The following is a 24800-nucleotide window of genomic DNA, read 5'->3' on the forward strand; positions in this document are numbered from 1 at the left end:
CGCCGGAAGCGCACCCGCAAGAGCCCGCGGATATTAGCTTGCCAGGCAAGCGTCGACTAAGCCATGCAGCGTGCGCGGGCCCTCCCGACGGGAAACGAAAAAGCCCGGTTTAAAACCGGGCTCGAACAAACACGCCTATTGACAATGGCTTTCTCATATTAAAAAGCCCGGTTTAAAACCGGGCTCGAACAAACACGCCTATTGACAATGGCTTTCTCATATTAAAGGGGTCGCCGCCGCTAAGGCGTTGACCCCTTAATCCAAGCAACGGCGCTGCCCAGCTTTCCAGAACTTGGGCTGCCGTCGACACTATTCTACCCACGAATGACATTTTGAACAATCGGCAATGCCGCTCCAAAAGCCAGGCACAACTGGCACAACCTAGGCGGTCGCTGAATGTGACAAAGGGACTGCCCTTTGTCACATTCCAAATATTGCCTTTACGTGTTGATACACACGGTGTGCAATAATACTCGCACTGTGCAATAGCGTACAGTCTGAGTAACAAGGAGGACGCTTGTCCCAGCTCGAGAAATGTGATCGCCGGTCCCTTCGCTCGCAGCGCGCCCTTCGCCAGGCGCTTGCCAGCGAGCTTGCCGAAAGCGGCGACCTTTCGCGCATTAACGTCGCGTCGCTCACCGAGCGCGCCGGTCTTACGCGTCGAACGTTCTATTCGCACTACCGCGATATCCCCGACTTTATCAGCCAGATCGAGGACGGCCTGCTTGCCGAGATTCGCGAGCGGGTGGAGCTTATCACCGCAGCTCAATTACCCGATCTTTACCGCAACATCGACGAGCTCGAGCCGGCACCCGGTTCGGTTGAGCTGCTTCGCTATCTTGCGGCTAATCGCGACCTTATCGGGGCCCTACTGGGGCCGGGCGGCGACCCCGCCTTTATTAAAAAGATCATCGATACCGCACGCGAGGCCGTGGTGCCGCGTGCACAGACGGGCATCTTGGGCCTGGCACTGGGCACCTTCTTTGACTACTACGTTACCTATGTCGTGAGTGCCGAGGTCGGCCTGATTCAGCGCTGGTTTGAGCGTGGGCTCACCGAATCGCCCGAGGCCATGGCGCGCATTATGACGGTGCTCGCCTTTGTGCGCCCCGGCGACCTGTATGGCCAACCCATCGATATCAACGTGCCGGAATACGGCATGAAGCTATTGAATCTGCAGCTCGAGGACGCGGTCGACACCACCGCAACCGTCGAGTCCAACAACTAAGAGGAGAGACAATGAGCAAACTCGTCGAGGGCATCAAGGACCGCATGGTCGCTGCTGCACGCGAGGCCGCGCCCGCCGTGGTGGACGCCGCGCAGAAGGCCGCGACCGCGGCCGCCGAGAAAGTTGCCGAGGCAGTTGCCGATGCCAAGAACGCGGCAGGGGAAACGTCCGTCGCTAGCGAGCCCGTCACCGCCGCCGAGCCCGTAGCCGCCGCCCACGCCCCCGAAGGCGCGATCTTCAACCCCGGCAACGCCCACGGCAACCTGCACCTGGGCATCGACGTGGGCTCCACCACCGTTAAGCTCGCCGTGCTCAACGACGACAACCAGATCGTCTACGCCAAGTACCAGCGCCACCACACCGACGTCCGTGCCTGCGCCCGAGACCTGTTCGAGGGCGCCGCGACCGTGCTGCCGACGGCCCAGATGACCTGCGCCATCACCGGCTCGGGCGGCCTTCTGCTGTCCCAGTGGCTCGACCTGGAGTTTGTCCAGGAGGTCATCGCCAGTAAGCGTGCCGTCGAGACCCTCATCCCGGCCACCGATGTCGCCATCGAGTTGGGTGGCGAGGACGCCAAGATCATCTACTTCGATAACGGCATCGAGCAGCGCATGAACGGCACCTGCGCCGGCGGCACGGGTGCGTTCATCGACCAGATGGCAACCCTGCTGCACACCGACGCCAGCGGCCTCAACGAGCTCGCGGCCAACGCCACCACCATCTATCCCATCGCCAGCCGCTGCGGCGTTTTTGCCAAGACCGACGTGCAGCCGCTGCTCAACGAGGGCGCCCGCCCCGAGGACGTGGCCGCCTCCATCTTCCAGGCTGTCGTGACCCAGACCATCTCGGGCCTGGCGTGCGGCCGTCCCATCCGCGGCAACGTCGCCTTCCTGGGCGGCCCGCTGCAGTATCTCTCCGAGCTGCGCCACCGCTTCTACCTCACGCTCAATCTGGACGAGGAGCACCGTATCGTGCCCCAAAACGCTCACCTGTTTGTGGCGAGCGGCGCCGCCATGGCGCACGAGTCCAACAAGCTCAGCACGTTCCCGCAGCTCATCGGGGCCATCGATGCCCTGGGTGACACGCAGGGTGCCGAGGTTGAGCGTCTGGATCCGCTCTTTGCCACCGACGAGGACTTTGCCGAGTTCAAGGGCCGCCACGACACCGAGGTCGTCCCCAAGGGCAAGCTCGAAGGCTACACCGGCCGCGTGTTCATCGGTATCGACGCCGGTTCCACCACCATGAAGGCCGCGCTCGTGGGCGAGGACGGTCAGCTGCTGCACACCTGGTACGGCAACAACAACGGCGACATCCTGGGCACGGCCAAGGTCATCATGGCCGATTTCTACAACCACATTCCCGCCGGTTGCACCATCGGCCACGTGACTACCACGGGCTACGGCGAGGCGCTGCTCATCGAGGCCCTCAAGGCCGACTCCGGCGAGATCGAGACCGTCGCGCATCTGCGCGGCGCCAAGGCGTTCCTGCCCGGCGTCGAGTTCATTCTGGACATTGGCGGCCAGGACATGAAGTGCCTGCGCGTCAAGGACGGCGTCATCGAGCACATCATGCTCAACGAGGCCTGCTCGTCGGGCTGCGGCAGCTTTATCGAGAGTTTCGCCGTGTCTATGAACATGGACGTGCGCGCGTTCGCCGATGCCGCCATCCATGCCAAGGCCCCGGTCGATTTGGGCAGCCGCTGCACGGTCTTTATGAACTCGCGCGTCAAGCAGGCGCAAAAGGAAGGCGCCACGGTGGGCGACATCGCGGCCGGCCTGTCCTATTCCGTCATCAAGAACGCTCTGTTCAAGGTCATTAAGCTGCGCGACCCCAAGGAGATCGGCAGCCAGGTGATCGTCCAGGGCGGCACCTTTATGTCCGATGCCACACTGCGCGCGTTTGAGCAGCTCACCGGCGTTCATGCCGTGCGTCCCGACATCGCCGGCTGTATGGGCGCCTATGGTGCGGCCCTGCTCGCCCGCGACCGCGCCGGCGCCGATGGCACCTCGACCATCCTTTCGGCCGAGGACATCGCGCACCTCACCGTGACGCAAAAGCATGTCCGCTGCGGTCGTTGCTCCAACAACTGCCAGCTCACCGTCAACGATTTTGGCGGCGGTAGGCGCTTCATTACCGGCAATCGCTGCGAGAAGGGTGCCGGCCACAAAAAGCAGAAGACCGAGGCCCCCAACCTCTTCAAAAAGAAAAATGAGCTGCTCTTTAACCGCGAGGTCCTGAGCCCCGACGAGGCCCCGCGCGGCACCGTCGGCATCCCGCGCGCGCTCAACATGTACGAGAACTACCCCTTCTGGCATGCGTTCTTTACGCGCCTGGGCTTTAGCGTGCAGCTGTCCGACCAGTCGAGCAAAAAGACCTACCAGGCGGGCATCGAGTCCATGCCGTCCGAGAGCGTGTGCTACCCGGCAAAGATGAGCCACGGCCACGTGATGAACCTCATCGACCGTGACGTCGACTTTATCTGGATGCCGTGCGTGCGTTGGGAGCGCAAGGAGGATCCGACGGCTGGCAACTGCTATAACTGCCCCATCGTCATGAGCTACCCCACGGCGCTGGCGCTCAATATTGACGAGATCCGCGAGCAGAACATCGAGTTCCTGTATCCGTTTGTGCCGTATCACGACAAGACCGAGCTCAAGCGCCGCCTGTACCAGGTGCTCGCCGTCGACCGTGTGGCCGATGCTGAGGCCGGTCGCGGTCGCGTGCGCGGTCCTAAAATCACGCGCTCCGAGGTTGATGCCGCCGTCAACGCTGCTTTTGAGGCCGACGCGCGCTTCCACGAGGATATCCAGACCATGGGCGAGGAGGCTCTCAAGTGGGTCGAGGACCACGGCGGTCACGGCATCGTGCTCGCCGGTCGTCCCTACCATAACGACCCCGAGATCAACCATGCCCTGCCCGAGCTTATCTCGAGCTTTGGCTTTGCGGTCTTTACCGAGGATTCGCTCGCGCATCTGGTGAAGCCCGAGCGTCCGATTCGCGTCGTCGATCAGTGGATGTATCACAGCCGCCTGTACGCCGTCGCCCGTTTTGTGACGATGCGCAACGACCTGGACCTGATTCAGCTCAACTCTTTCGGCTGCGGCCTGGACGCTCTGACCACCGACCAGGTGCAGGAGATTCTGGAAGCCAGCGGCAAGATCTACACCGTGCTCAAGATCGACGAGGTGTCCAACCTGGGTGCCGCGCGCATCCGCATCCGCTCGCTCATGGCCGCGCTCAAGGACCAGGAGGCCGAGCGCCTGGCCGATGCCACGGCCGCGGGCGAGGCCTACGAGCAGGGCGATGCCGCGCCGGTGGCGCCCTCCACGGATGCCCCCGCGTTCGCGAGTCGCAAGTACACGTTCGAGGCGCAGCGTGAGAGTGCTTCGACCGCGTGGCCCAAGGTGCCCTTTACCGAGCAGATGCGCGAGGAGGGCTACACCATCCTGTGCCCGCAGATGGCGCCGATCCACTTTGACCTGGTCAAAGAGGTGTTCCGTGGTGCCGGCTACAACTTGGAGCTGCTGCCCTCGACCGATCACGACGCCGTCGAGGCTGGCCTGCGCTATGTGAACAATGACATTTGCTATCCGTCGATCCTGGTGACCGGCCAGATTATGGAGGCCATCGAGAGCGGTCAGTACGACCTGTCCAAGACCGCTGTGGTTATCAGCCAGACCGGCGGCGGCTGCCGTGCCACCAACTACATCGCACTCATCCGCAAGGCCCTGCGCGAGAGCGGTCACCCCGAGATCCCGGTGATCTCGCTTTCGGCCGTGGCGCTCGGCGAGGACAACCCCGGCTTTAAGATTACGCCGGCGCTGCTTAAGCAGGCAGTCTACGCGGTGCTCTTTGGCGACGTGATGATGCAGATGCTCTACCGCTGCCGCCCGTACGAGGCCACGCCCGGTGCCGCCAACGCACTCTACGAGGAGTACATGGCGCGCGCCCGCAAGCTGGCTCCTAAGTTCAACCGCCACAACTACACCAAGCTTGCGCGTGAGGCCATCCGCGCGTTCGACAGCATGCCGCTTGTGGGCGAGGGCTCCAAGCCGCGCGTGGGCGTGGTCGGCGAGATTCTGGTCAAGTTCCACCCCACGGCCAACAACCACGTGGTCGATGTCATTGAGCGCGAGGGCTGCGAGGCTGTGGTGCCGGGCCTGCTTGACTTCTTCCTGTACTCCATGAGCAACGCGGAGCTACAGAAGGACGAGCTGGGTAGCTCTGCTACAACGCGTGCTGGTATGCAGGCGCTCATCAAACTCGTGGACTGGATGCGTACGCCGGTGGAGGAGATGCTCGAGAAGTCCCGCCGCTTTGAGGCGCCCGAGCGCATCGGCACTATGGCCGACAAGGCCCGCACGGTGCTTTCGGTGTGCAACAACATGGGCGAGGGCTGGTTGCTCACGGCTGAGATGCTCGACCTGATCGACCACGGCGCGCCCAACATCATCTGCACGCAGCCCTTTGCGTGCCTGCCCAACCACGTGGTGGGCAAGGCCGTGATCAAGGAGCTGCGCCGCCAGCACCCCGAGAGCAATATCGTCGCGGTGGACTACGACCCCGGCGCGTCCGAGGTCAACCAGCTCAACCGCATTAAGCTCATGATCAGCGTGGCCAAGGAAAACATGCGCGCCGGTAAGGGCTTTAAGCTCGAGAAGGTGGCGCCGCTCGCGATGGACGAGGTCACCGGCCAGATGCGTGCCCATGACGGCTGCGTGAGCTGCGGCTCGGTCGATGAGAGCGCCGTGGCGTCGGTCGCTGAGCGCCTGGGACGCGGCATTAAGAAGTAGCCGGCCCGCTTTGAGCCGGATATAAGACAAACGGGTGGTAGCCGTACCGGCTACTACCCGTTTTTGCTGGACATATGTTGCGTAAACGCCCCGACTATCACCCTTTGCGAACTTAGATTTCGGAAGTATGCGGCAAAATCTGAATAGACCGAGCACACCGAATATGTCCAAGCCCTGTACCTGCGGTTTTATTGGCGGAAAATCGGGGTGTGCTCAAGGGTTCCGGAATTTGCCGCATACTTCCGCAAACGACGTCTCGGTGGCAAAAAAATCGCCCTCGGCGCCTTGAAATAATGAACAAGTGTAGCCGTTCGCCGCAAATTACCGTCCGTTTATAGAACCCATCCCCAGCGTGCAGTCCCCTTACGGTTGAATAAATACACATCTATGGAATTACGTAAGAGAGGACCGTTCTATGAGCTACAAGACCGTTTGTGTTGCCGGCGGCGGCGTGTTGGGAAGCCAGATTGCCTTTCAGGCTGCCTACTGCGGCTTTGATGTAACGATTTGGCTGCGCAGCGAGGGCAGCATCGGCCGCACCCAACCCAAGATCGATCATGTGCGCGAGGAGTACATCGCTGCTATCGAGGGCATGGCGGACGGTACGGGCGAGTGGTGCGCCGGTATCGCCGATAGCGGCCAGCCCTTCGACAAGGAGGCGGCACTCGCCGCCGTTGAGCGTGCCTACTCCACACTCAAGCTGGAGCTCGATCTTGCCAAGGCCGTGGCCGACGCCGACCTGGTCATCGAGTCTATGGCTGAGGACACTCAGGCAAAGATCGACTTCTACAAGAAGCTCGCCCCGGTTCTGCCGCAAAAGACCGTCGTCGTGACCAACTCCTCCACACTGCTGCCGAGTACCTTTGCCAAGTACACCGGCCGCCCCGAGAAGTACCTATCGCTGCACTTTGCCAACTCCATCTGGAAGAACAACATGACCGAGGTCATGGCCCAGAGCCAAACCGACAAGCGCTATTTTGACGAGCTCGTCGACTTTGCCAACGACATTCGCATGCTGGCGCTTCCCGTCAACAAGGAAAAGAACGGCTACCTGCTCAATTCCATGCTGGTGCCATGGCTGCTTTCGGGTCTTGATCTGTACGTCTCGGGCGTGAGCGATCCCAAGAGCATCGACCTCGCGTGGACGCGTGGCACCGGCGCTCCCAAGGGCCCGTTCCGCGTGTTCGACACGGTGGGCATCCAGACGGCCTACAACATCGTTATGCAGTATCAGAAGGTCCCGGGTCTGGTGAGCCCGCTGCTCAAGAAGATGATGATGCCCTACAACTTTAAGGCCATGGCCTCCGTCCTCAAGAAAATGCTCGACGAAGGTAAGCTGGGCGAAAGCTCGGGCGAGGGCTTCTTCAAGTACTAAAAAATGATCCCTCGGGGACGGAGGAAAACGGATCATTTTCGGCCGCCAACAGTGAGAAGATGGACCCAGAAATAGAAAGGAGTGACAATGGGCCGGCTCGGGCTTTGAGGACAAGCTGCTGCAAGCCCAGGGCGATTTTTCGCTCAACGCGGGCCAGCACAGTGTGACGTATCTGTCGAGTTCTGACACGGCAACGACCGGTCGCTACCAGGTGCTGCTGTACGACAACAACTTTGGTGCGGCCGAAAGCTATCCCAAGTTCGACTGGGGCCAGCTGGGCGCCGTGGTGGTGACCGACTACAACGAGGGCACGCATTCGTTTGGGCGCATCTTTACAGTGGACGAGACGGCGCGCACCTACGAGCTCGAAGACCAGATCGCCGTGCCGTTTTCGGGCTATGTGAGCAGTGCGCAGCGCGTTGGTGATTCAAATAGCATGCTCGTGGCATCGGGCCAGGCAGGACCTTTACCGAGTACGATCGGTACGGTCTGGCCATCACCACCTACGAGATGGAAGCTGAAAAGTACATCTACCGCGTGTATAAGTACGAGCTGTAGGGCCGCGCTCTGCATCACTTCACGTCAAATTCCACGCGATCGAGCTCGGGCACATTGAGGTCGATGAGCTTGCGAGCGGCGTGGCGGTCGTGCGCCCCGAGCGCCTCGCTTGTCGTCACATGGGCGACAATCTCGCGCTCGACGATGCCCTCTTCCTCGCCTTCGGTAGCCGAGGTCTCGACGGCGACGGTGTAGTCCTTAAAGCCCGGTAGCACCGCCGCAAGCTCGCGCGTGGTTTCGGTGACGCCGTAGCCGTCCTGCACGCCGGCCTGCGCCGAGCAAATGGAACCCGCCGTCATAACGATGCAGGGGATGGCAAAGACTACCGTGCCCACAATGATGCGGCGGCGCACCTTGCGTGATAGCTCGTCGACCTCGGCATCTTCCTCGGCAGTTACAATGCCGTCGCCGTTCAGGTCGCGCTTGAGCGGCACGCGCAAAAGAAGCAGAACGGCTTCGGCAGCCAGCGCGATAAAGACCACGTTGATGCCAAACTCATAAAGCGCCGAGAGAAACAATGACCCGCTTGCGATGGCGATGCCATAGCCCGCCGCGCACAGGGGCGGCATGAGCGCAGTCGCCACGGCCACGCCGGCGATGAGCGTGGCGGGTTCCTGGTCGCGCGAGTTGCCCAGGCCACCCGCAAAGCCGCCCGCGAGCGCGACGGCAAGGTCCCACACAGTCGGTGTCGAATTGTCGATGATGGCGGCCGTGGTGGTGCCAAGGGGCGAGAGCTTAAAGTACAACGTGGACGTGACCAGGCAAAAGGCCATCTGTAGAGCCAAGCTCGCGACGGCCTCAAGGGTGATCTCGCGGTCGAGCGTGGCGATGCCGTATGCCATGGCAAGGACCGAGCCCATGAGCGGGCAGATGAGCATGGCGCCTACAATGGCGATATCCGAGTCGATATCGAGGCCGATGCTCGCGATCAACATGGCAATGATCAAGATGCATAAGTGTGAGCCAGTCAGGCGCGCCCCGTTTACAAAGCGCTTGCGAATCACGTGATAGGGCGCGCGTCCCTCGCGAATGTTGAATGCCCGCTTTAGAAAGCGGCTTGCGTTCTCCATGGCCTCGCTGTGGGCGGGGCGGATGCCATGGCGCCGATGATGGCGCTCGCGCAGTCGCTTGAGCTGTTGTTTATCGAGTTCCATGTCCACCTCGTTCTGACACGTGCCGCGTATCCCGCCCGTCGTCTTTACTCTACACCGCGTTGAGCAAGGTGTCAGACAGGGTTTGTTGACCTGGAAGTCAGGCCAATTGGCATGACTAAAAACGCCGTGAGGATCATAAGAGTCAAATAGACAAAAAAGCGCGGGGCCGGATGGTCTCCGACCCCGCGCTCTGCACGGGTGCGTTGTTATTGGGTTTAGCCCAGCAGGCTCAGGCCAACAGAGACAAACGCCAGGATAACGCCGACGATAGACTCGCCGCCCAGCAGGCCGCTGGCGACAACCAGGCCCTGCTCCTGGAAGGCGGCGTCCTTGGCGGCCTTTTCCTCGTCCGAAAGACCGGCCTCGGCGTCGCGGTGAGCGGCCCACTTGTCGTAGGCGAGTTTGACGCAGGAGCCCAAGAAAGCCGTGAGCGACATATAGAACGGCAGGTACACGCCCAAGCCGATCATCATGGCCGGAATGCCGAGCCAGTACATGACGATGCCGGCGATAAAGCCGCCTGCGAACCACGGCACGCTCGGGATGCCCGAGACCATGGTGGCGACCACGCTTGCCTGCGCGGCAACGAAGCTCTTGTCGGGACCAAAGGCGTCCGGACCATAGGCGGTGACGAGCGCGACCATGACGGCGGCGGCGACCAGGGCGCCCACGATGCCGCCAATGGCCTGGCCGACCCACTGCGCGCGCGGGTTGGTGCCCAGCACGGCGCCGGCCTTGAAGTCGTTCATGACGTCGCCCGCAAGGCCGCACGCTACGGCCACGATGCCGGCGATAAAGAACAGCTTGACCTGAGCGAGCTGCGCGAAGGCGGCAACGATGAGCATGACGATGAGGCCGAAGATCTCCATGGGGTCGATGCCCGTCTGGCCGCAGCTCTGCGCGCTCATGATGGTGGTGACAAAGGTGAACAGCGTGACGATGACGGCCGGAACGGGGCCAAGGTCGAGCACGATGGCGATGATCACGGCGATGGCGGCAGCGCCCAGGCCGATGATACCGGCGTCGAGCTTAAGGGAGCCCGAGATGAGCGACTGCTCGTCGGTGTCGGTGGAGCTGTCGGCGGCGAGGCCACGGACGATACCGGCGACCTGCGGCAGGATATCCTTAAGGACGACGGCGACGCCAAAGCCCATCATAAGGCCCATACCCAGGGACTTAACAATGCCCTGTGCGGTCATAACGTCAAACAGACCGGCAGCGGTGCCGCCGACGATGATGCCAAAATTGCCCAGCAGCGCGCCGGCAAACCAGAACGCGACGGGGGCGAAGCCCACCAAAAAGCCGATGGACAGCAACATGGGCGAGTTGTAGATGGCAAAGGTCACGCCGGGGATATTGAGCGTGCAAAGCATGCTGGGCACCACGCCCAGGGCGTCGCGCAGCACGCTGTAGATGCCGGCGATGGCCATGGAGCCAAAGAGCTGCTTGCCGGTCTTGCCGCCGGCCTCGGTCGCACGCAGGGTCTGAGCCGCGGCGTTGCCGGTGGGGAACTCAAGTGCGGCGTCCACGATAAAGTGACGGTGGATGAGCGCTGTCGCCAGAAGGCCCAAGATGGTGCCGGCGAGCGCCACGATAAACATGTCGAGCCAGCTGATCTGGTCGGCATAGCCCAGCATCCAGGCGCCCGGGATGGTAAACGCCAGGCCGCCGGCGACCATGGCGCCCGCGGACATGATGGTGTGGGTAACGTTGGCCTCGTTGAGGCTGGCGTTGCCCATGAGCTTCAGGAAGAACAGCGAGATGACGGCAGCGAAAATGATCGGCCAGGGGAGGGCGCCCATCTTGAGGGCCGTGTAGGCCGAGCTTGCCGTGATGATCACGCAGCCAAGGACGCCGATGACGACGCCGCGCAGCGTGAGTTGCCCGCGCATCGAAGCACGGTTCGAGGGATTGCTCATATAGAACTCCTTTGCGTATATCCGCTTCCCCCGGGAGCGCCGTTACGGATACGGCGCGGGAAGTCGGGTTACCAAGGGTCGCCGCGTGAGCTCGCAAACGACCGCGCACCAGTATAGCCGCAAGCTAGTCATTTTGGGACGGGGCTATTTTAGCTACCCCTGTTTGCCGGAGGGATATACTGCTGGGCAGACGAAAGGAGCGCCGACGATGCTTGATGGGTGCGCATATATATTGACGGTCGACGTGGGCAACACGTCCATTCGCTTTGGCCTGTTTGCCGAGGATTCGGCCGCGGCACAGGAATGCCCGCTTGCGACGTGCGAGATCACGACGCCGTCGAGCATCACAGCCGACGAGGCGCGCATGCGTCTCGTGCAGGTCATGGCTGCACTGGCGGCCGATGCGGGCATGCCGGGCGCGCTTGTGCCCGCGGCTGCTGTGCTGAGCTGCGTGGTCCCGGCGCTCGAGCGCCCGTGGAAGGCGGCGCTTTCCCGTACCTGCACGGGGCGCGTGCTCACGGTGGGGCCGGGACTTAAGACCGGCATGCCCGTGCACTACGACGATCCGGCCGAGATCGGCCCCGACCGCATCGCCGATGCCGTGGCGGCCCGCGCCGTCTACGGCTCGCCGTGCATTGTGATCGACCTGGGCACGACGACCAATATCGAGGTGATTGACGCGCACGGCACCTTTGTCGGCGGCGTCATCGCGCCCGGTCTGGCGCTCGGCGCCCGCTCGCTTTCGGCGGCAGCAGCGCGCCTACCCCAGGTTGAGCCCTCGGCGCCGACACACGTCATCGGCCGCAACACGCGCGAGGCCATGCGCTCGGGCGTGGTTCTGGGCGAGGTGGCCCGCATCGACGGCATGCTCGACATGGTGCTCGCCGAGATGCGCGCGACCAAGGCCGCGGGGGAGGGCGATGTGCCCATCGTCATTACCGGTGACGATGCCAAGGCGCTTGCGGCGCTGGTCGGCCATAGCCTGACGGTCGACGATGCGCTGACGCTGCGGGGTCTCGCCGAGCTCTACCACATCAACCAAAAGCCCCGTCGCGCGTAGCGATGGGGGCGATGGGACAAAAACGTCTCCACCTTCCACCTGCTACAATGGGTCAAACTATTGCGATTTCGGAGGTGTCTGCCATGTCGGACGATCTTCATCAAACCGCGTCGGGCAAGCGCCGCGACGTCATTAGCTGGGATGAGTTCTTTATGAGCGTGGCCATCGCCGCGCAGCGCCGCAGCAAGGACCCCAACACGCAGGTGGGCGCGTGCATCGCCAACACCAACCACCGCATCCTTTCGGTGGGCTACAACGGTACGCCCTCGGCGCTCAACGACGACTTTTTCCCGTGGGGCACGAGCGACGACCCGTTGCAGGATAAGCACAACTACGTGGTGCATGCCGAGGCCAACGCCGTGCTCAACTACCGCGGCTCGCTCAAAGACCTTGAGGGTTCCACGGTCTACGTCACGCTGTTCCCGTGCCACGACTGCGCCAAGATCCTGGCGCAGGTGGGCGTGGGCGAGGTCGTCTACCTGGACAACAAGTATGCCGATACCGACGACGGCCGTATCAGCCGCCGCATTCTCGACTCCTGCGGCATCAGCTACCGCCAGGTCATCGTCGATGTTCAGATTGGTACCGGGGGACAGGCTCAGCAGTGATATGCGTTGTCGCCATCTGACGACGAATGCAGTTCAAAGAGCCCCGTCCCAAATTGACTACTCGTGAAAGTCGCGTCTGCGCGCATGGACGGCTCGTGAGCGGGTACATGGCTGTAGTAACATAGCTTCTGTCCGCGGGCGTGCCCGCGTTATTGTGAGAAAGGAGCCCCTGTGGCTGTTAACGAAGAGCTGCTTAAGAAGGTTCTTGAAGAGATCCGCCCCAACCTGCAGGCCGACGGCGGCGATATGGAGTATGTGGGCGTCGACGACGAGGGCGTCGTCAAGCTGGAGCTGCAGGGCGCCTGCGCCGGCTGCCCCATGAGCTCGCTAACCCTTTCCATGGGTATCGAGCGCATCCTGAAGGAGCATGTGCCCGGCGTTACCCGCGTTGAGCAGGTCAATGCTTCCGGCGAGGCAGAGGACCTGTACGACGAGTACGCGCCGTTCTAAGATGCGAAAGCTGCGGACGGTACGCTCCGCATAGACGTTACGTCCAAATATGCGGCTGCGAGCGTAAGGCCCGCGGCCGCATTTGTATGTAGGGAGCAGGGGGATCGATATGCTCAACGACCTCTACCATATGCTTGATCCCGTCGCAATCTCGGCGGGCCCCATCACCATCTACTGGTACGGCCTGGCCTACGTGGTCGGCGCTCTGCTCACGGCGGTCGTTATGTACCGCACGCAGCGTCGTTGGGGCTTCGACATTACGATTGATGACCTGACGAGCGTCGTGGTCGGCGCGGTCTTTGGTCTCATCATCGGCGCGCGCCTGTTCTACGTCGTCTTTTACGGCGATGGCTACTATTGGACTCACCCGCTCGAGATCTTTGCCACCAACGAGGGCGGCATGAGCTTCCACGGTGGCCTGGTGGGCGGCATCTTGGGCGGCATCATCGTGTGCCGCATGTACAAGCTCGACGCCTGGACTTTGGCAGACCTCGCGGTCATCGGTGCTCCGCTGGCCCTGTGCCTGGGGCGCTGCGCCAACTTTGTCAACGGCGAGCTGTGGGGCAAGCCGACCGATCTGCCCTGGGGCGTGATCTTTGGCGGCACCGCGGGCGATATGCCGCGCCATCCCTCCCAGCTCTACGAGGCGTTTCTTGAGGGCATCGTGCTCTTTTGCATCCTGCAGGTGCTCAGCCGCAAAAAGCCGCTATTGCCCCAGGGTACGTTTATGGGCGTCTTTGTGATGGGCTACGGCATCGTTCGCTTTTTGATTGAGTTTGTGCGCGTGCCCGATGCGCAGCTGGGCTATCTGCTGGGCGGCGTCATCACCATGGGTCAGCTGCTGAGCCTGCCGCTCGTAATCGCGGGCCTGGCGCTCATCATCTTCGCCCGACACCGCAACCAGCCCCAGCGCGTCTACCTGGACGCCTAACCACCAAAACCACCACAAAGGGGACAGGCACCTTTGTGGTGGTCTTGCCGAGTTTGATAGGTTTCTAGAAAGGCTTTCGGACTGTGAAGGATTCCGACCTCTCCACAACGGCTGCGCGCGACGCTGCCCGCATCGTCTGGTTTAAGCGCTACCCCGCCAAGCAGACGCTCATCGCATTTTTGCTCGCGCTGTTGGCGACCACGGCGTTTTCCATCGATCCCGCCCCGGTGTCGAGCAACGCAGTCTTGGCAATTGACCCCAAAGCCTCGGGCATGCTGTACGTGTGCTACGAGGTGCTCCTCTCGTTTGCCGGCCATACCGACGCGGTCATGCTGCTTGCGCTTGCCTGCCTGCTCACGCTGCCGTTTCGCTACGTATTCTTTGGCCGCGGCGACGCCTGGCGTCCCTCGGTGATCCTTCCGTCGCTGTTCTTTGCCGTCTGCATGGTGTTTGGCCGCAGCTACGACCTCACCGATTCGGCCGAGATCGTGCTCGGCGACAAGGCCCGCATTATCTGTGCCTGGATAGGCGGTGCGGGCTGGATGCTCTTGGCGGTCGTTGCCTTCTATCTGGCTTTTGAGTGTCTAGATTGGCTGAGCTCTCGGCGCATTCCGTTTTCTGAAGCGCACTTTGGCCGCGTATGGCGTGTGGCTCACGCCGTGCTCTCGGTCCATCCCTTTGCCGGGCCCTTCCTGGTGCTTATGGTCGCCTGGGCGCCCACGCTCATCGCTTCGCTGCCCGGCCTTTTTATGGGAGATACGGGTGCGCAGATTCGCCAGTGGTTCAACTACCCCAACGGCACGAGTGACTACCTGCGTCTGCTCAATCCCAATGTGCTGCTCAACGGACATCACCCCGTGGTGCATACGGCTATCATCGGTTCGTGCGTCCAGCTGGGGCTTTCACTGTTCAACAGCGCCAACGCAGGTCTTGCCATCTACACCTGCGCTCAGTTCGTCATTACGGCCGCCTGCATGGCCTATTCCATCTCGTCGCTGCGCAAGCTGGGCGTGAGCCTGCCGGTCCGCGGCGTAATCCTGCTGTTCTTTGTGTTTATGCCCATGTTCTCCAACTACGCGGCCTTGCTTACCAAAGACGTGCTGTTTGCCGACGCGTTTTTGGTGCTGTTGGTGCAGACCGTGAAGCTCGTGGCCTGCGGCCTGCCCCGTCGCGATGCCAATGTCGAGCGTGCAGGCGAACAGAGGCCTGTGCTCTTTGCGCGCCACGACTGGCTGCTGCTCGCTCTGGGCGCCATGGGTTCCACGTTTCTGCGCAATGGCGGCCTGGTGTTTCCCCTGGCGGCATGCGTGATCGCGGCGGCGTTTTGCGCGTGGGACGCGCATGTGGCTCGTCGTGCGGCCAAACAGGCTGGTGCTGCGCCTTCGGGCGCCATCCCGCGTTTCCGCTGGGTGGGCGTTCTTGCGGTGCTTGCGCTCTGTCTTGCCTCCAATATGTACTTCACCAAGGTCTTTATGCCGGCGCACGACATCACGCCTGGTTCCAAGCGCGAAATCCTCTCGATTCCGTTCCAGCAGACGGCTCGTTTCGTCCAAAAGCACGACGGCCTCAACTCGGGTGTCAACCCCACGGTTAAGGAGGACGGCACCATCGTGGAGGCTCCTTGCGACGGCTTGGTGACCGACGAAGAGCGTGCCGTGATCGACCGTGTGCTCAAGTACGAGAATCTGGGCCGCCGTTACAACCCGGATAAGTCGGACGCTGTCAAAAATTGCTTCAACGAGTACGCCTCGCAGGAGGACATCAAGGCCTATTTTGAGGTGTGGGCCCAGATGTTCAAAAAGGATCCCGAGTGCTATATCTCGGCGCTCATCAATAACTACTACGGCTACTTTTATCCGAGTGCCCGCGATGCGTGGGTCTACAGCACGGCGCGCAGTGCCGAGATTATGGCAAAGCCCGATAACCTCAAGTACTTCGACTTCCATCCGGTCGATAGCAAGGTTGTGCGCTGGTGCGACCACCTGATCAACCTGTATCGCGTGGCGGTGCAGCGCATCCCGTTTATCTCGCTCACCATGAGCTCGGCCACCTATGTGTGGATCATGATCGCCGTGGTGGTCTATCTGCTACGTCGTCATTCGTGGCGCGGGCTGGCCATTTGGGTGCCGCTGCTGGGCGTGCTCGCCGTGTGCCTGATCGGTCCCTGCAACGGCTCGACCTACATGCGCTACCTGTATCCGGTCATCGCCTGCATGCCCTTTGCCATCGGCGCCACCATCACCCGCAGCGACCTCCTCTGGTCCTAATTTGGTGCAAAGGGGACAGGTTACTTTGCACCAAGGGGCTGTATCATCACGACGCCTTCATTTTGGGGTTTATCTCGCAGGCCAGTAGGTATATCATAACGACGTTTGTTTATATTGCCCGAGCATCTGCGCTGGGCTTTAGGTCGAAACCGATAGGAGACACGTATGTCCGGACACTCTAAGTGGGCCACAACCAAGCATCGTAAGGGCGCGCAGGACGCCAAGCGTTCCGCCCTCTTCTCCAAGCTGAGCCGCAACATCACCGTTGCTGCCCGTCTCGGCGGCGACCCGCTGCCTGAGAACAACGCCAGCCTCGCTGCTGCTGTTGCTAAGGCCAAGGCTCAGTCCATGCCCAAGGACAAGATCAAGTCCGCTATCGACAAGGCCTTCGGTTCGGGTGCCGACGCCGCTGTCTACGAGAACATCGTGTACGAGGGCTATGGTCCCGCCGGTGTCGCCGTCTACGTTGACTGCCTGACCGACAACCGCAACCGCACCGCCGCTGATGTCCGTTCCGCCTTCTCCCACGCTGGTGGCAACCTGGGCACCTCGGGCTCCGTCGCCTTCCAGTTTGAGCGCAAGGGCCAGATCGTCGTCGCCAAGGAGATCCTGGACGAGAACGCCAAGAAGGAGACCATGATCGCCAACGGTCCTGCCGGTGACGAGGATGAGTTCATGATGGCCATCGCCGAGGCCGGTGGCGAGGACTACGAGGACGCCGGCGAGGAGTGGATTGTCTGGACCGCTGCTAACGACGTCATGGCTGTCTCCAAGGCGCTCGAGGAGCAGGGCGTCCAGGTCAAGGGCTCCGAGACCACCATGGTCCCGACCACCCCGACCGAGGTCTCCGGTACCGACGCCAAGAAGGTCCAGCGCCTCATCGACCGTCTTGAGGAGCTCGACGACGTCCAGGACGTCTACAGCACCATGGACATGACCGACGAGGTCATCGCTGCCCTCGAGGAGGAGTAGCGCCCGCACGGGTTAAGCCGTGCATATCTGGGCATAATGAAGCGAGCATGCAAGCCTCGTGGAATAGATGAGCCGGATCCGCGTGCGTAGAGCACCGGACCCGGCTCTTTTATAATGATGCGAACCGTTTTGCATTCTGTGGACCGAAACCTGAAGGGAGCGCGCGTGCGCGTACTCAAACGAGCCCTAGCGATCGTGTATCTTGCCGCCGCCATCGTGGCGCTGGGTACGCTTGTCTGCCAGTTCTGGGGACCGTATACGTATCGCTTTATGCTGCTGTTGCGTGACACCATGCCTCGCGTCGTCGTTACGGTGTGCGCCGCCATCGTGGCACTTGGCGTGCTTATCGGGTTTTTCCGCCTGATGTTCGCGCGTCGCGAGCCGTCCTGCGTGCATCCGGCGGGGGAGCGCAATATCGAGGTCACGCTCGCAGCGCTTTCCTCGTGCGCCCGTGCCGCGGCGGAGTTCGATGATCGCGTGATGGTTGAGCGTATCGAGGCACGCGTTCAAGGCTCCGACGAGTCGCGCGTTCGTTTTAAGGTCGAGGCCATCGCGCTCGATGATAAGGACGTTGCCGCTCTTGCCACCTCGATGCAGCAGCGCATCGAGAAGGCCTGCGACACCATGCTCGGCACGCCGGGCACGACCGCGCGCGTCCGTTTTTTGCCGTCCAAGACTACCGTCCAGACCGTGGAGGTTTCCGGTGAGTGATACCAACCAAGACAAGACCGCCCGCACGCCGCGCCTGACGATCGACCAGAACGCTACGCCGGCAGGCGAGACCACCGACACCAAGCCCGAGGCCGGCGAGCAGCACGACAGCGCCGCCAACGACTTTGACGAGGCCATGGGGCTCATCAAAGGTACGGGCGCTGCTATCTGGAGCTACGCCGTGCGCCACCCCAATACTACGCTCGGCGCCTTGGCAGGCTTTATCCTCGCCGTGCTGGTACTTACGTTGGGCCTGTGGGACACGCTCGTCATCGCATTCTTTGTGCTGATTGGCGCCGTGATCGGCCAGATTCGCGACGGCGAGAACGGTATCGTCAACTTCTTCGGCCGTCTGTTTAGCGGCCGCTAATATGTATTCGACTGTCGCATCTGCGGCAGGCATAAGGAGGAACCATGGCTTTTAACACGAAGGTCGATGTGGCCGATACCGAGCTCGAGGCGAATGAGGCCGTCGCCGCCGAGGCGGAGGACGTAACGCTCGAGGACGAGGCGCTCGTCGAGGCCGAGTCCGATGCGGACGAGGATAACGAGGAGATGGATGAGGAGGCGGACGAGTCCGAGGACTCGCTGACCTATTCCAACGGCGTGATCGAGAAAATCGTCGCCATGGCCACCCGCGAGGTGCCGCACGTCCTGGGCATGAAGGGCAACCTCATGCACTTTGTGCAGGAGCAGTTTGGTGCCGAGAACCTGACCAAGGGCGTGACGGTTGAGGTCACCGATGACAACCGCGTGGTCGTCAACATCTCGGTCATCATCGAGTACGGCGCCTATGCGCCTGCGATCTTTGACGACGTTAAGGCGCGCGTCACCGAGCGTCTGGCCGCGATGACCGGCCTTGAGGTGGCAGGCGTCAACCTGCGCATCGAGGATGTCATCACCCCCGAGGAGTACGAGCACCGCACCAGCCAGCACGAGTAACCTACCAAAAAGGGATGTTTATTTTGGCAGGTTTTACCTGCGAAAACGCTAAACGGTCGACCGCGCAAGCAAAAGTGCGGTCGACCGTTTTCTATATGCCCCCGATGCAGGCATACCGCTCGTCTAACTAAGGGTTGCAATCTTCGCGTTCCGCGTTACCCTAATGGGCGCATTGTTTCCAAATTGTTAACGAGGGGTTGCCGTAATGGCCGACGAACACGAGACCGAAAGCAAGGCATGGGCGATTGAAGCCGCTGCGGCAGAGGCGGCGTCGCGTGCCGCCGAGGAGATGCATCGTCCTCCGGTGGTGCCGATGGAGCGCGTTGTCGGTCGCGAGGATATCGAACGTGGCGAGCGCGCCGGCCGCAAGCGCAGCCAGGAGCCAGGCTTTCCGCGCTTTTTTGCCGAGCTCAATCTGGGCCTGATCCTCACGGCCTTTGCCATCGTGGCCTTTAAAACCCCCAATCGCTTTGCCTTCGGCGGCACCTCGGGCGTGTCGGTCATTCTTTCCACGCTGTTCCCGACTCTGCCCGTCGGCGTCTTTATGTGGATTATCAACGCGGTCCTGGTCATCCTGGGTTTTATCTTTTTGGAGCGCAAGGCAATCCTTTGGAGTGTCTTTGCCTCGTTTGCGCTTTCGGCCTACGTCTCGCTGTTTGAGCTCTTCATTCCGACGGATGTTTCGATGACGGGCGATATGTGGCTCGACCTGTGTTTTGCCGTCATCTTGCCGGCGCTGGGCAGTGCCATTGTCTTTGACATTGGCGCCTCGACGGGCGGCACCGACATCCTTGCCATGATTCTCAAACGCCGCACGACGCTTGAGATCGGCCGTGCTCTGTTGCTGGTCGATATCGGCATCGTGACCATCGCGGCTTTCCTGTATGGCCCGCGCGTCGGCCTGTACTGCGTGCTCGGTCTGTTTGCCAAGACGCTTGTGGTCGACAAGGCTATCGAGAGCATTCACCTTCGTAAGGTCTGCACGATCATTTGCTCCGAGCCCCTTAAGGTCGAGGAGTTTATCGTCAAGCATCTCAACCGCACGGCAACGATCAGCCGTGGCTACGGCGCCTTTTCGGGCAAGTGCGTCACGGTGATTATGAGCGTGCTGAGCCGTCGCGAGGCAGTGCAACTGCGCCGCTATACCCGCGAGATTGACCCTGGTGCCTTCATCACCATCGTCGATAGCTCCGAAATCGTCGGCAAGGGCTTCCGCGGCACGAACTAGCCCTGGTGCGCACTTTGAATCATTGAATAAAGCTACCCACGTTGCAAATCGGTCATCTTGGGGTATTTGTCCCCATATTGGGCGATAATGATGCCAAAGACATCGTTTGCGATCCAGGTGATTCGCTCTAGATACGAAGGGATGATTTCGATGTTCTGTTCGCAGTGTGGCGCCCCCATGGGCGATAACGACAAGTTCTGCGGCGTGTGCGGTGCCCCTAATACCGAGGTCAAGGCCGCCGGTCCCGCTCCGCAAGCTCAACCTCAGCCGCAGGGTCAGCCGTTTGTCCAGCCGCAGCCGCAGCCGCAGCCGTTCGTTGCGCCCCAGCCGGCTATGAACGCGCCCAAGGGTTGCATGGCTCAGGCCTTCAACGACATGCTTAAGGTTCCCGGCGCCTTGGTTCGCGTATGCCAAATCGCCTTTTTGCCGGCGCTGATCTGTGTTGTCTCGGTGCTGGTGCTGTTTATCCCCGTTATCGGCGGTATCGCAGCGGCCATTGGCTTTTTGCTCGCGTACGTGGCAAGCGTGTGCGGCGCGGGCTTTGCCATCGAGTGGGGTCGTGACCTGTCGCTCAAGGATGATAACGGCATGGAGCGTCCGCTGCTGCGCTCGACCTCGTTTGGATTGGGCATTTTCTCGTCTGTCATTACCGGTGTGCTCGAGTTCGTGGCCATTATTCCGGTGATTGGCGTGGTGTTCTCGGCTATCGAGAGCGTCGTGATCGGTGCCGTCGGTTCATATTATTTCAATGGTTGGAGCGGTCTTGAGGGTGCCCTCATCGGTTCGATGGGGCTGCTTGTCTTTGCCATGATCGTGTCGGTGGTACTGGGCATCTTCTTTAAGATGTTTGGTGATGCCGCCGTGATGCACTTTGCCGTCGCGGGGCGCGTGGAAAGCGCGTTTTCGCTCGAGAAGGTCTGGAAGTCTTATAAGGCCAACCTGGGCAAGCTATTCTGCGCCTCGATTCTTCCCGAGTTTTTGACGGGCATCGTGTCGCACATCATCACGTGGATCTTCACCGCCATCTTTGGCGCCATTGCTACGTTTGGTATGTATAGCTATTACTATCACCCCACGGGTCTTGAGGCAATCATCGAGGGCGGCGGCATTACGCTCATCCTGTTCTTGATGATCGTTGCCTTTGTCACGGTGTTCCTGACTGTGTTTGGCAAGATGCTCAAGTATCGCGCCGTTGGTTACTGGGCCGCGCGCTATGCCAGCGAGTGGGCCGATGAGGATGCCGACGATGTTCTGACGTTTGTGCTTCCGGGTGAGAAGAAGCCTGCTCCTGCGGGATTCAATCCCACGGCCGCCACTGGTGCAGCCCCTGCACCGGCACCCGCACCTGCCCCTGCTCCGGCACCCGCGCCCGCGCCAGCACCTGCCCCTGCTCCGGCACCCGCGCCCGCACCTGCCCCTGCACCCGCGCCCGCACCTGCCCCGGCACCTGCCCCGGCGCCCGAGGCGACGCCTGCGGAGCCCGATTGGGATGCCCTTGCCACGCCGGCGGATGAGCCGGGCGATAATCCTGCTGCCGAAAACAATCAAACCGAATAGTCGGTCGAGGCGCCCTGGGCAACTGAGCCCGGGGCGCCTTTTTCTACTGCGAAAGCAAGAAAATGCCTGGGAAAACGGTTGCAGTAAAATTTCTCGGAAATTGGCCAATGTTGCGCAACAACGTCGCGGCTATTGTTGAGAACATAGACGTGTAAGGTTTGAAGGCGTGCAACGCCTTAGGAAAAGGAGAGGCTTATGTTCTGTCCCACTTGTGGTTCTCCCATTTCGGATGATGCCAAATTCTGCCCTGTCTGCGGTTCTGCCGTCGGTGCCGCTTCCGCTGCTCCTGCTCCGCAGCCCGCGCCGCAGCCTGCACCTCAGCCCCAGCCTGCTCCGCAGCCCACGCAGATTTAGCCCACTCCGGTTCAGGCAGTTCAGCCTCAGCCTCAGCAGCAGTACGCCGGGCAGCAGCAGTACACCGGTCAGCAGCAGTATGCTCAGCAGCCTGCACCTGCCCCGATGGGCTATACTCCGATTAAAACCGACCGTGGCGTGATCGGCTGGCTCCTGCTTTCCATCGTGACCTGCGGCATCTATCCATATTACTTCCTCTATTGCCTCGCCCGCGACATCAATGTCATGTGCCAGGACGACGGCGATTCCACGCCGGGTCTGGCAGCATTTATCCTGCTGTCGTTCGTGACCTGCGGCTTCTACGCACTCTACTGGTACTACAAGATCGGTAACCGCCTGCAGGCTAATGCTCCTCGCTATGGCCTGATGTTCCAGGAGAACGGTACCACCGTTCTTATGTGGCAGATCGTCGGCGCGCTGCTGTGCGGCCTTGGCCCCATCTTTGCCATGAACATCATCATCAAGAATACCAATGCCATGGCAACGGCTTACAACGTCCGTCTTGGCGCTCGTGCCTAACGATAAGAGCGGCGTGAACAGCTCCCAGGGACATAAGGGCGCGGCGGAACTCATTCGCCGCGCCCTTTCTTGCATCGGTGTGCTCTTTGTCGCCTGGTTCGCACTCTACCTGCTCGATATTGGCTGCGTGTTTCGCCTGATGACGGGCATTCCCTGTCCGGGATGTGGCATGACGAGGGCCTGGCTGGCAGCACTGCGCCTCGATTTTGCGGCGGCCTTTGCCTACCATCCGCTGTTTTGGGTGGTGCCGATTGCGTTTGTGCTCGCGTTCGTGCGCGAGGAGGTGACGTCGAGCAAGCTAAAGCGCGGCATCGACATTGCGGTTGTTGTTCTGTGCGTGCTGGTCGTTGCCGTATGGATCGTGCGCCTTATCAACCCGGCAGACGCGGGCCTGCTCTTTGGCGGCCATGCGCCCGCCGGAGTCCCCACCGATATCATTCACCTCGAAACCCCACGCTGGCTCGCCATCCTTCGCTCTTACTTGTCGTGACGGAGGACGCGCTAGAAAAGCGGTCGACACATAAGCGGGGGCGAACGTTGAGATAACGTTCGCCCCCGCTTTGCTATAGCCAGGTTGTTATAGGTGGGCGTGACGGCTACTCGCCGTGCTTCTCATCGTGGCGAGCGGCGGCACGGGCATCGTGAATGCCCTTGATTGCGGCATGGCGGGCGGTGCGGGCGTCGTGCACGGCGTCGCGGGCCTCGGCGGCAGTTGCCTTGGCAGAGCGCAGCTTGGCTGCCAGGTCGGGATTGGTCTCGGCAACCGCGGCGATCGTGGGGCCGTCGAGCTCTTCTTGCGTGGGCTCGGCCAAAAAGTCGATGGCATACTGAGCGGCTACCATGGAGCCCTTGGCGAGCACGCTCTCGTCGATCTTATAGAAGCAGGAGTGCTGGGCATAGGTGGCGCCAATCTGGGGGTTGCGCGTGCCAACAAAGGCGAGCACGCCCGGTACGCGGCGCAGATACTCCGAGAAGTCCTCGCCCGAAAGCGTGCCGCGGTAATGGCCCTCGCCCGCGGGACCCAGGCACTTGAGCGCAGCTTGGCGGCAGCGCTCGCTCGAGGCGGCATCGTTTTCGACCTTGTAGTTGGCGATGGTGTAGTCGGTGAGCTCGGCCTCGGCGCCCAGAGCAGCCGCGGTGTGCTCCACGATGCGGCGCATGAGCTCGGGCATCTCCTCATGCGTCTTGTCGCCATAGGTGCGCACCGTGCCGGCGAGGTACGCCGTGCCGGCGATAACGTTGCGCGCGGTGCCGCCATGCAGCTCGCCGACGGTGATGACGGCAGGTTCGTAGGGGCTAATCTCGCGCGAGACGATGGTCTGCAGGGCGTTGACGATTTCGGCGGCAACCATAACGGCGTCGTGGCCGCGCTGGGGCATGGCGCCATGGCACGAGGTGCCGCGGACGTCGATGCGGAACCAGTCGGTATTGGCCATGCGCGGGCCGGGCTCGCAGCTTACGGTGCCGGCATCGACCTCGCTCCAGATGTGCGCGGCGTAGGCGCCGTCGACGCCGTCGAGTACGCCCGTGCCGATCATGAGCTTGGCGCCCTGGCCGTTTTCCTCGCTGGGCTGGAAAACGATGCGAATCTCGCCGTGGATGTCATCGGTCATGTGGCGCAGAATCTGCAGCGTGCCGAGCATCATGGCGATATGGCAGTCGTGACCGCAGGCGTGCATGCAGCCCTCGTTGACGCTGGCGAACTCCTCGCCGGTCTGCTCGGTGACAGGCAGGGCGTCGATATCGGCGCGCAGCAGGATACGGCGGCGCGGCGTGCCGTCCTCGCGGTAGGCATCCGGCGCGGTACCGCGAAGCGTCGCCACCAGGCCCGTCTTGAGCGGACGCTCGTAGGGGATATTCATGGCGTCGAGCTGGTTGGCGATGTCGGAAGTCGTGCGCTCCTCGGCAAGGCTCAGCTCCGGGTGCTTATGGAAGTGCCGGCGCTGCTTGATGATATAGGGCTCAAACTCGGCGGCGATATCTCGGATGGCCGCGGTGACGTCGTCTGCCGCGCGAACCTCGGTTGCCGCCATAATCTGCTGTGCCTTGGTTTTCGTCATGGTCGATTTGCTCCTTGCTGGGTTGATCGCAAAATCGTACAGGCTCTCTCCAGTATGCCACCTGCCGCTAGGGCTGGTAAAGCTGCCGTTTGCCGCTTGGCATTTTGTAACCGA

20 protein-coding genes and 1 pseudogene are annotated in these 24800 nt (G+C 61.6%); 18 read left to right on the plus strand and 3 right to left on the minus strand.

Annotated elements, in window-relative coordinates:
* Window positions 1-517: 517 nt before the first annotated feature.
* The 4 genes and pseudogenes from GPK39_RS06620 to GPK39_RS06635 all read left to right on the plus strand — a co-directional run.
* Complete coding sequence (locus GPK39_RS06620) at window positions 518-1228, plus strand: TetR/AcrR family transcriptional regulator (RefSeq protein ID WP_215674560.1); 711 nt, start codon at window positions 518-520, stop codon at window positions 1226-1228.
* A gap of 11 nt (window positions 1229-1239) precedes the next feature.
* Entirely contained in the window at window positions 1240-6021 is a 4782-nt protein-coding gene (locus GPK39_RS06625; protein WP_215674562.1) for a 2-hydroxyacyl-CoA dehydratase, read from the plus strand.
* A 415-nt stretch (window positions 6022-6436) separates the two neighbouring features.
* Window positions 6437-7396, plus strand: a complete 960-nt coding sequence (locus GPK39_RS06630; protein ID WP_152068551.1) for a 3-hydroxyacyl-CoA dehydrogenase — start codon at window positions 6437-6439, stop codon at window positions 7394-7396.
* Between the two features lie 100 nt (window positions 7397-7496).
* Window positions 7497-8012: pseudogene (locus tag GPK39_RS06635) on the plus strand (aryl-sulfate sulfotransferase); the annotation flags it as partial.
* Here GPK39_RS06635 and GPK39_RS06640 read toward each other — a convergent pair.
* Together GPK39_RS06640 and GPK39_RS06645 are read right to left on the minus strand one after the other, a co-directional pair.
* Window positions 7969-9108, minus strand: coding sequence for a DUF389 domain-containing protein (locus GPK39_RS06640; protein ID WP_215674564.1), 1140 nt, complete (start codon window positions 9106-9108; stop codon window positions 7969-7971). The pseudogene GPK39_RS06635 and the gene GPK39_RS06640 sit on opposite strands and share 44 nt — an antisense overlap.
* A gap of 215 nt (window positions 9109-9323) precedes the next feature.
* Window positions 9324-11027 carry an OPT/YSL family transporter gene (locus GPK39_RS06645; protein ID WP_215674566.1) on the minus strand — a complete coding sequence of 568 codons (1704 nt, stop codon included), beginning with the start codon at window positions 11025-11027 and terminating at the stop codon, window positions 9324-9326.
* A gap of 208 nt (window positions 11028-11235) precedes the next feature.
* Between GPK39_RS06645 and GPK39_RS06650 the strand changes: the two genes are divergently transcribed.
* From GPK39_RS06650 to GPK39_RS09665, 14 genes are all read left to right on the plus strand, one after another.
* Window positions 11236-12087, plus strand: coding sequence for a type III pantothenate kinase (locus GPK39_RS06650; RefSeq protein WP_215674569.1), 852 nt, complete (start codon window positions 11236-11238; stop codon window positions 12085-12087).
* Window positions 12088-12170: 83 nt separating this feature from the next.
* A complete protein-coding gene (locus GPK39_RS06655) occupies window positions 12171-12695 on the plus strand; it encodes a deoxycytidylate deaminase (protein WP_052044088.1) in 525 nt (174 codons plus the stop codon).
* 171 nt (window positions 12696-12866) lie between these two features.
* A complete protein-coding gene (locus tag GPK39_RS06660) occupies window positions 12867-13145 on the plus strand; it encodes a NifU family protein (protein WP_035137589.1) in 279 nt (92 codons plus the stop codon).
* 109 nt (window positions 13146-13254) lie between these two features.
* Entirely contained in the window at window positions 13255-14076 is an 822-nt protein-coding gene (gene lgt, locus GPK39_RS06665) for a prolipoprotein diacylglyceryl transferase (protein WP_215674571.1), read from the plus strand.
* Window positions 14077-14159: 83 nt separating this feature from the next.
* Window positions 14160-16343, plus strand: a complete 2184-nt coding sequence (locus GPK39_RS06670) for a DUF6020 family protein (protein ID WP_338404403.1) — start codon at window positions 14160-14162, stop codon at window positions 16341-16343.
* Between the two features lie 165 nt (window positions 16344-16508).
* A complete protein-coding gene (locus tag GPK39_RS06675) occupies window positions 16509-17315 on the plus strand; it encodes a YebC/PmpR family DNA-binding transcriptional regulator (RefSeq protein ID WP_035137586.1) in 807 nt (268 codons plus the stop codon).
* A 165-nt stretch (window positions 17316-17480) separates the two neighbouring features.
* Window positions 17481-18026 (plus strand): Asp23/Gls24 family envelope stress response protein, encoded by a 546-nt coding sequence (locus tag GPK39_RS06680; RefSeq protein WP_215674573.1) that lies wholly within the window; start codon window positions 17481-17483, stop codon window positions 18024-18026.
* Entirely contained in the window at window positions 18019-18396 is a 378-nt protein-coding gene (locus GPK39_RS06685; RefSeq protein WP_338404404.1) for a DUF2273 domain-containing protein, read from the plus strand. The genes GPK39_RS06680 and GPK39_RS06685 overlap by 8 nt, the downstream gene beginning before the upstream one ends.
* Before the next feature lie 44 nt (window positions 18397-18440).
* Entirely contained in the window at window positions 18441-18968 is a 528-nt protein-coding gene (locus tag GPK39_RS06690) for an Asp23/Gls24 family envelope stress response protein (protein WP_035137581.1), read from the plus strand.
* A gap of 205 nt (window positions 18969-19173) precedes the next feature.
* A complete protein-coding gene (locus GPK39_RS06695) occupies window positions 19174-20196 on the plus strand; it encodes a YitT family protein (RefSeq protein WP_215674575.1) in 1023 nt (340 codons plus the stop codon).
* Between the two features lie 150 nt (window positions 20197-20346).
* Window positions 20347-21753: a zinc-ribbon domain-containing protein gene (locus GPK39_RS06700; RefSeq protein ID WP_215674577.1), complete on the plus strand. Its 1407-nt coding sequence runs from the start codon at window positions 20347-20349 to the stop codon at window positions 21751-21753.
* A gap of 195 nt (window positions 21754-21948) precedes the next feature.
* On the plus strand, window positions 21949-22107 hold the full coding sequence (locus tag GPK39_RS06705; protein WP_215674579.1) for a zinc-ribbon domain-containing protein: 159 nt from the start codon (window positions 21949-21951) through the stop codon (window positions 22105-22107).
* Between the two features lie 105 nt (window positions 22108-22212).
* A complete protein-coding gene (locus GPK39_RS06710) occupies window positions 22213-22626 on the plus strand; it encodes a DUF4234 domain-containing protein (protein WP_215674581.1) in 414 nt (137 codons plus the stop codon).
* Window positions 22619-23116: a DUF2752 domain-containing protein gene (locus GPK39_RS09665; protein ID WP_215674583.1), complete on the plus strand. Its 498-nt coding sequence runs from the start codon at window positions 22619-22621 to the stop codon at window positions 23114-23116. The genes GPK39_RS06710 and GPK39_RS09665 overlap by 8 nt, the downstream gene beginning before the upstream one ends.
* A gap of 106 nt (window positions 23117-23222) precedes the next feature.
* On the opposite strand, the gene GPK39_RS06720 is transcribed toward GPK39_RS09665, so the two are convergent.
* Complete coding sequence (locus tag GPK39_RS06720; RefSeq protein WP_215674585.1) at window positions 23223-24686, minus strand: M20 family metallopeptidase; 1464 nt, start codon at window positions 24684-24686, stop codon at window positions 23223-23225.
* Between the last annotated feature and the right edge of the window lie 114 nt (window positions 24687-24800).

Origin of the sequence: Collinsella aerofaciens, assembly GCF_018785245.1 — a bacterium.
Lineage (GTDB): Bacteria > Actinomycetota > Coriobacteriia > Coriobacteriales > Coriobacteriaceae > Collinsella > Collinsella aerofaciens_AD.

What these genes read in the sequence shown, in the direction of transcription:
- GPK39_RS06625 (WP_215674562.1), top strand. Translation starts at nt 1,240, where the DNA reads ATGAGCAAACTCGTCGAGGGCATCAAGGACCGCATGGTCGCTGCTGCA.
- GPK39_RS06630 (WP_152068551.1), top strand. Translation starts at nt 6,437, where the DNA reads ATGAGCTACAAGACCGTTTGTGTTGCCGGCGGCGGCGTGTTGGGAAGC.
- GPK39_RS06640 (WP_215674564.1), bottom strand. Translation starts at nt 9,108, where the DNA reads ATGGAACTCGATAAACAACAGCTCAAGCGACTGCGCGAGCGCCATCAT.
- GPK39_RS06645 (WP_215674566.1), bottom strand. Translation starts at nt 11,027, where the DNA reads ATGAGCAATCCCTCGAACCGTGCTTCGATGCGCGGGCAACTCACGCTG.
- GPK39_RS06650 (WP_215674569.1), top strand. Translation starts at nt 11,236, where the DNA reads ATGCTTGATGGGTGCGCATATATATTGACGGTCGACGTGGGCAACACG.
- GPK39_RS06655 (WP_052044088.1), top strand. Translation starts at nt 12,171, where the DNA reads ATGTCGGACGATCTTCATCAAACCGCGTCGGGCAAGCGCCGCGACGTC.
- lgt (WP_215674571.1), top strand. Translation starts at nt 13,255, where the DNA reads ATGCTCAACGACCTCTACCATATGCTTGATCCCGTCGCAATCTCGGCG.
- GPK39_RS06675 (WP_035137586.1), top strand. Translation starts at nt 16,509, where the DNA reads ATGTCCGGACACTCTAAGTGGGCCACAACCAAGCATCGTAAGGGCGCG.
- GPK39_RS06690 (WP_035137581.1), top strand. Translation starts at nt 18,441, where the DNA reads ATGGCTTTTAACACGAAGGTCGATGTGGCCGATACCGAGCTCGAGGCG.
- GPK39_RS06695 (WP_215674575.1), top strand. Translation starts at nt 19,174, where the DNA reads ATGGCCGACGAACACGAGACCGAAAGCAAGGCATGGGCGATTGAAGCC.
- GPK39_RS06700 (WP_215674577.1), top strand. Translation starts at nt 20,347, where the DNA reads ATGTTCTGTTCGCAGTGTGGCGCCCCCATGGGCGATAACGACAAGTTC.
- GPK39_RS06705 (WP_215674579.1), top strand. Translation starts at nt 21,949, where the DNA reads ATGTTCTGTCCCACTTGTGGTTCTCCCATTTCGGATGATGCCAAATTC.
- GPK39_RS06710 (WP_215674581.1), top strand. Translation starts at nt 22,213, where the DNA reads ATGGGCTATACTCCGATTAAAACCGACCGTGGCGTGATCGGCTGGCTC.
- GPK39_RS06720 (WP_215674585.1), bottom strand. Translation starts at nt 24,686, where the DNA reads ATGACGAAAACCAAGGCACAGCAGATTATGGCGGCAACCGAGGTTCGC.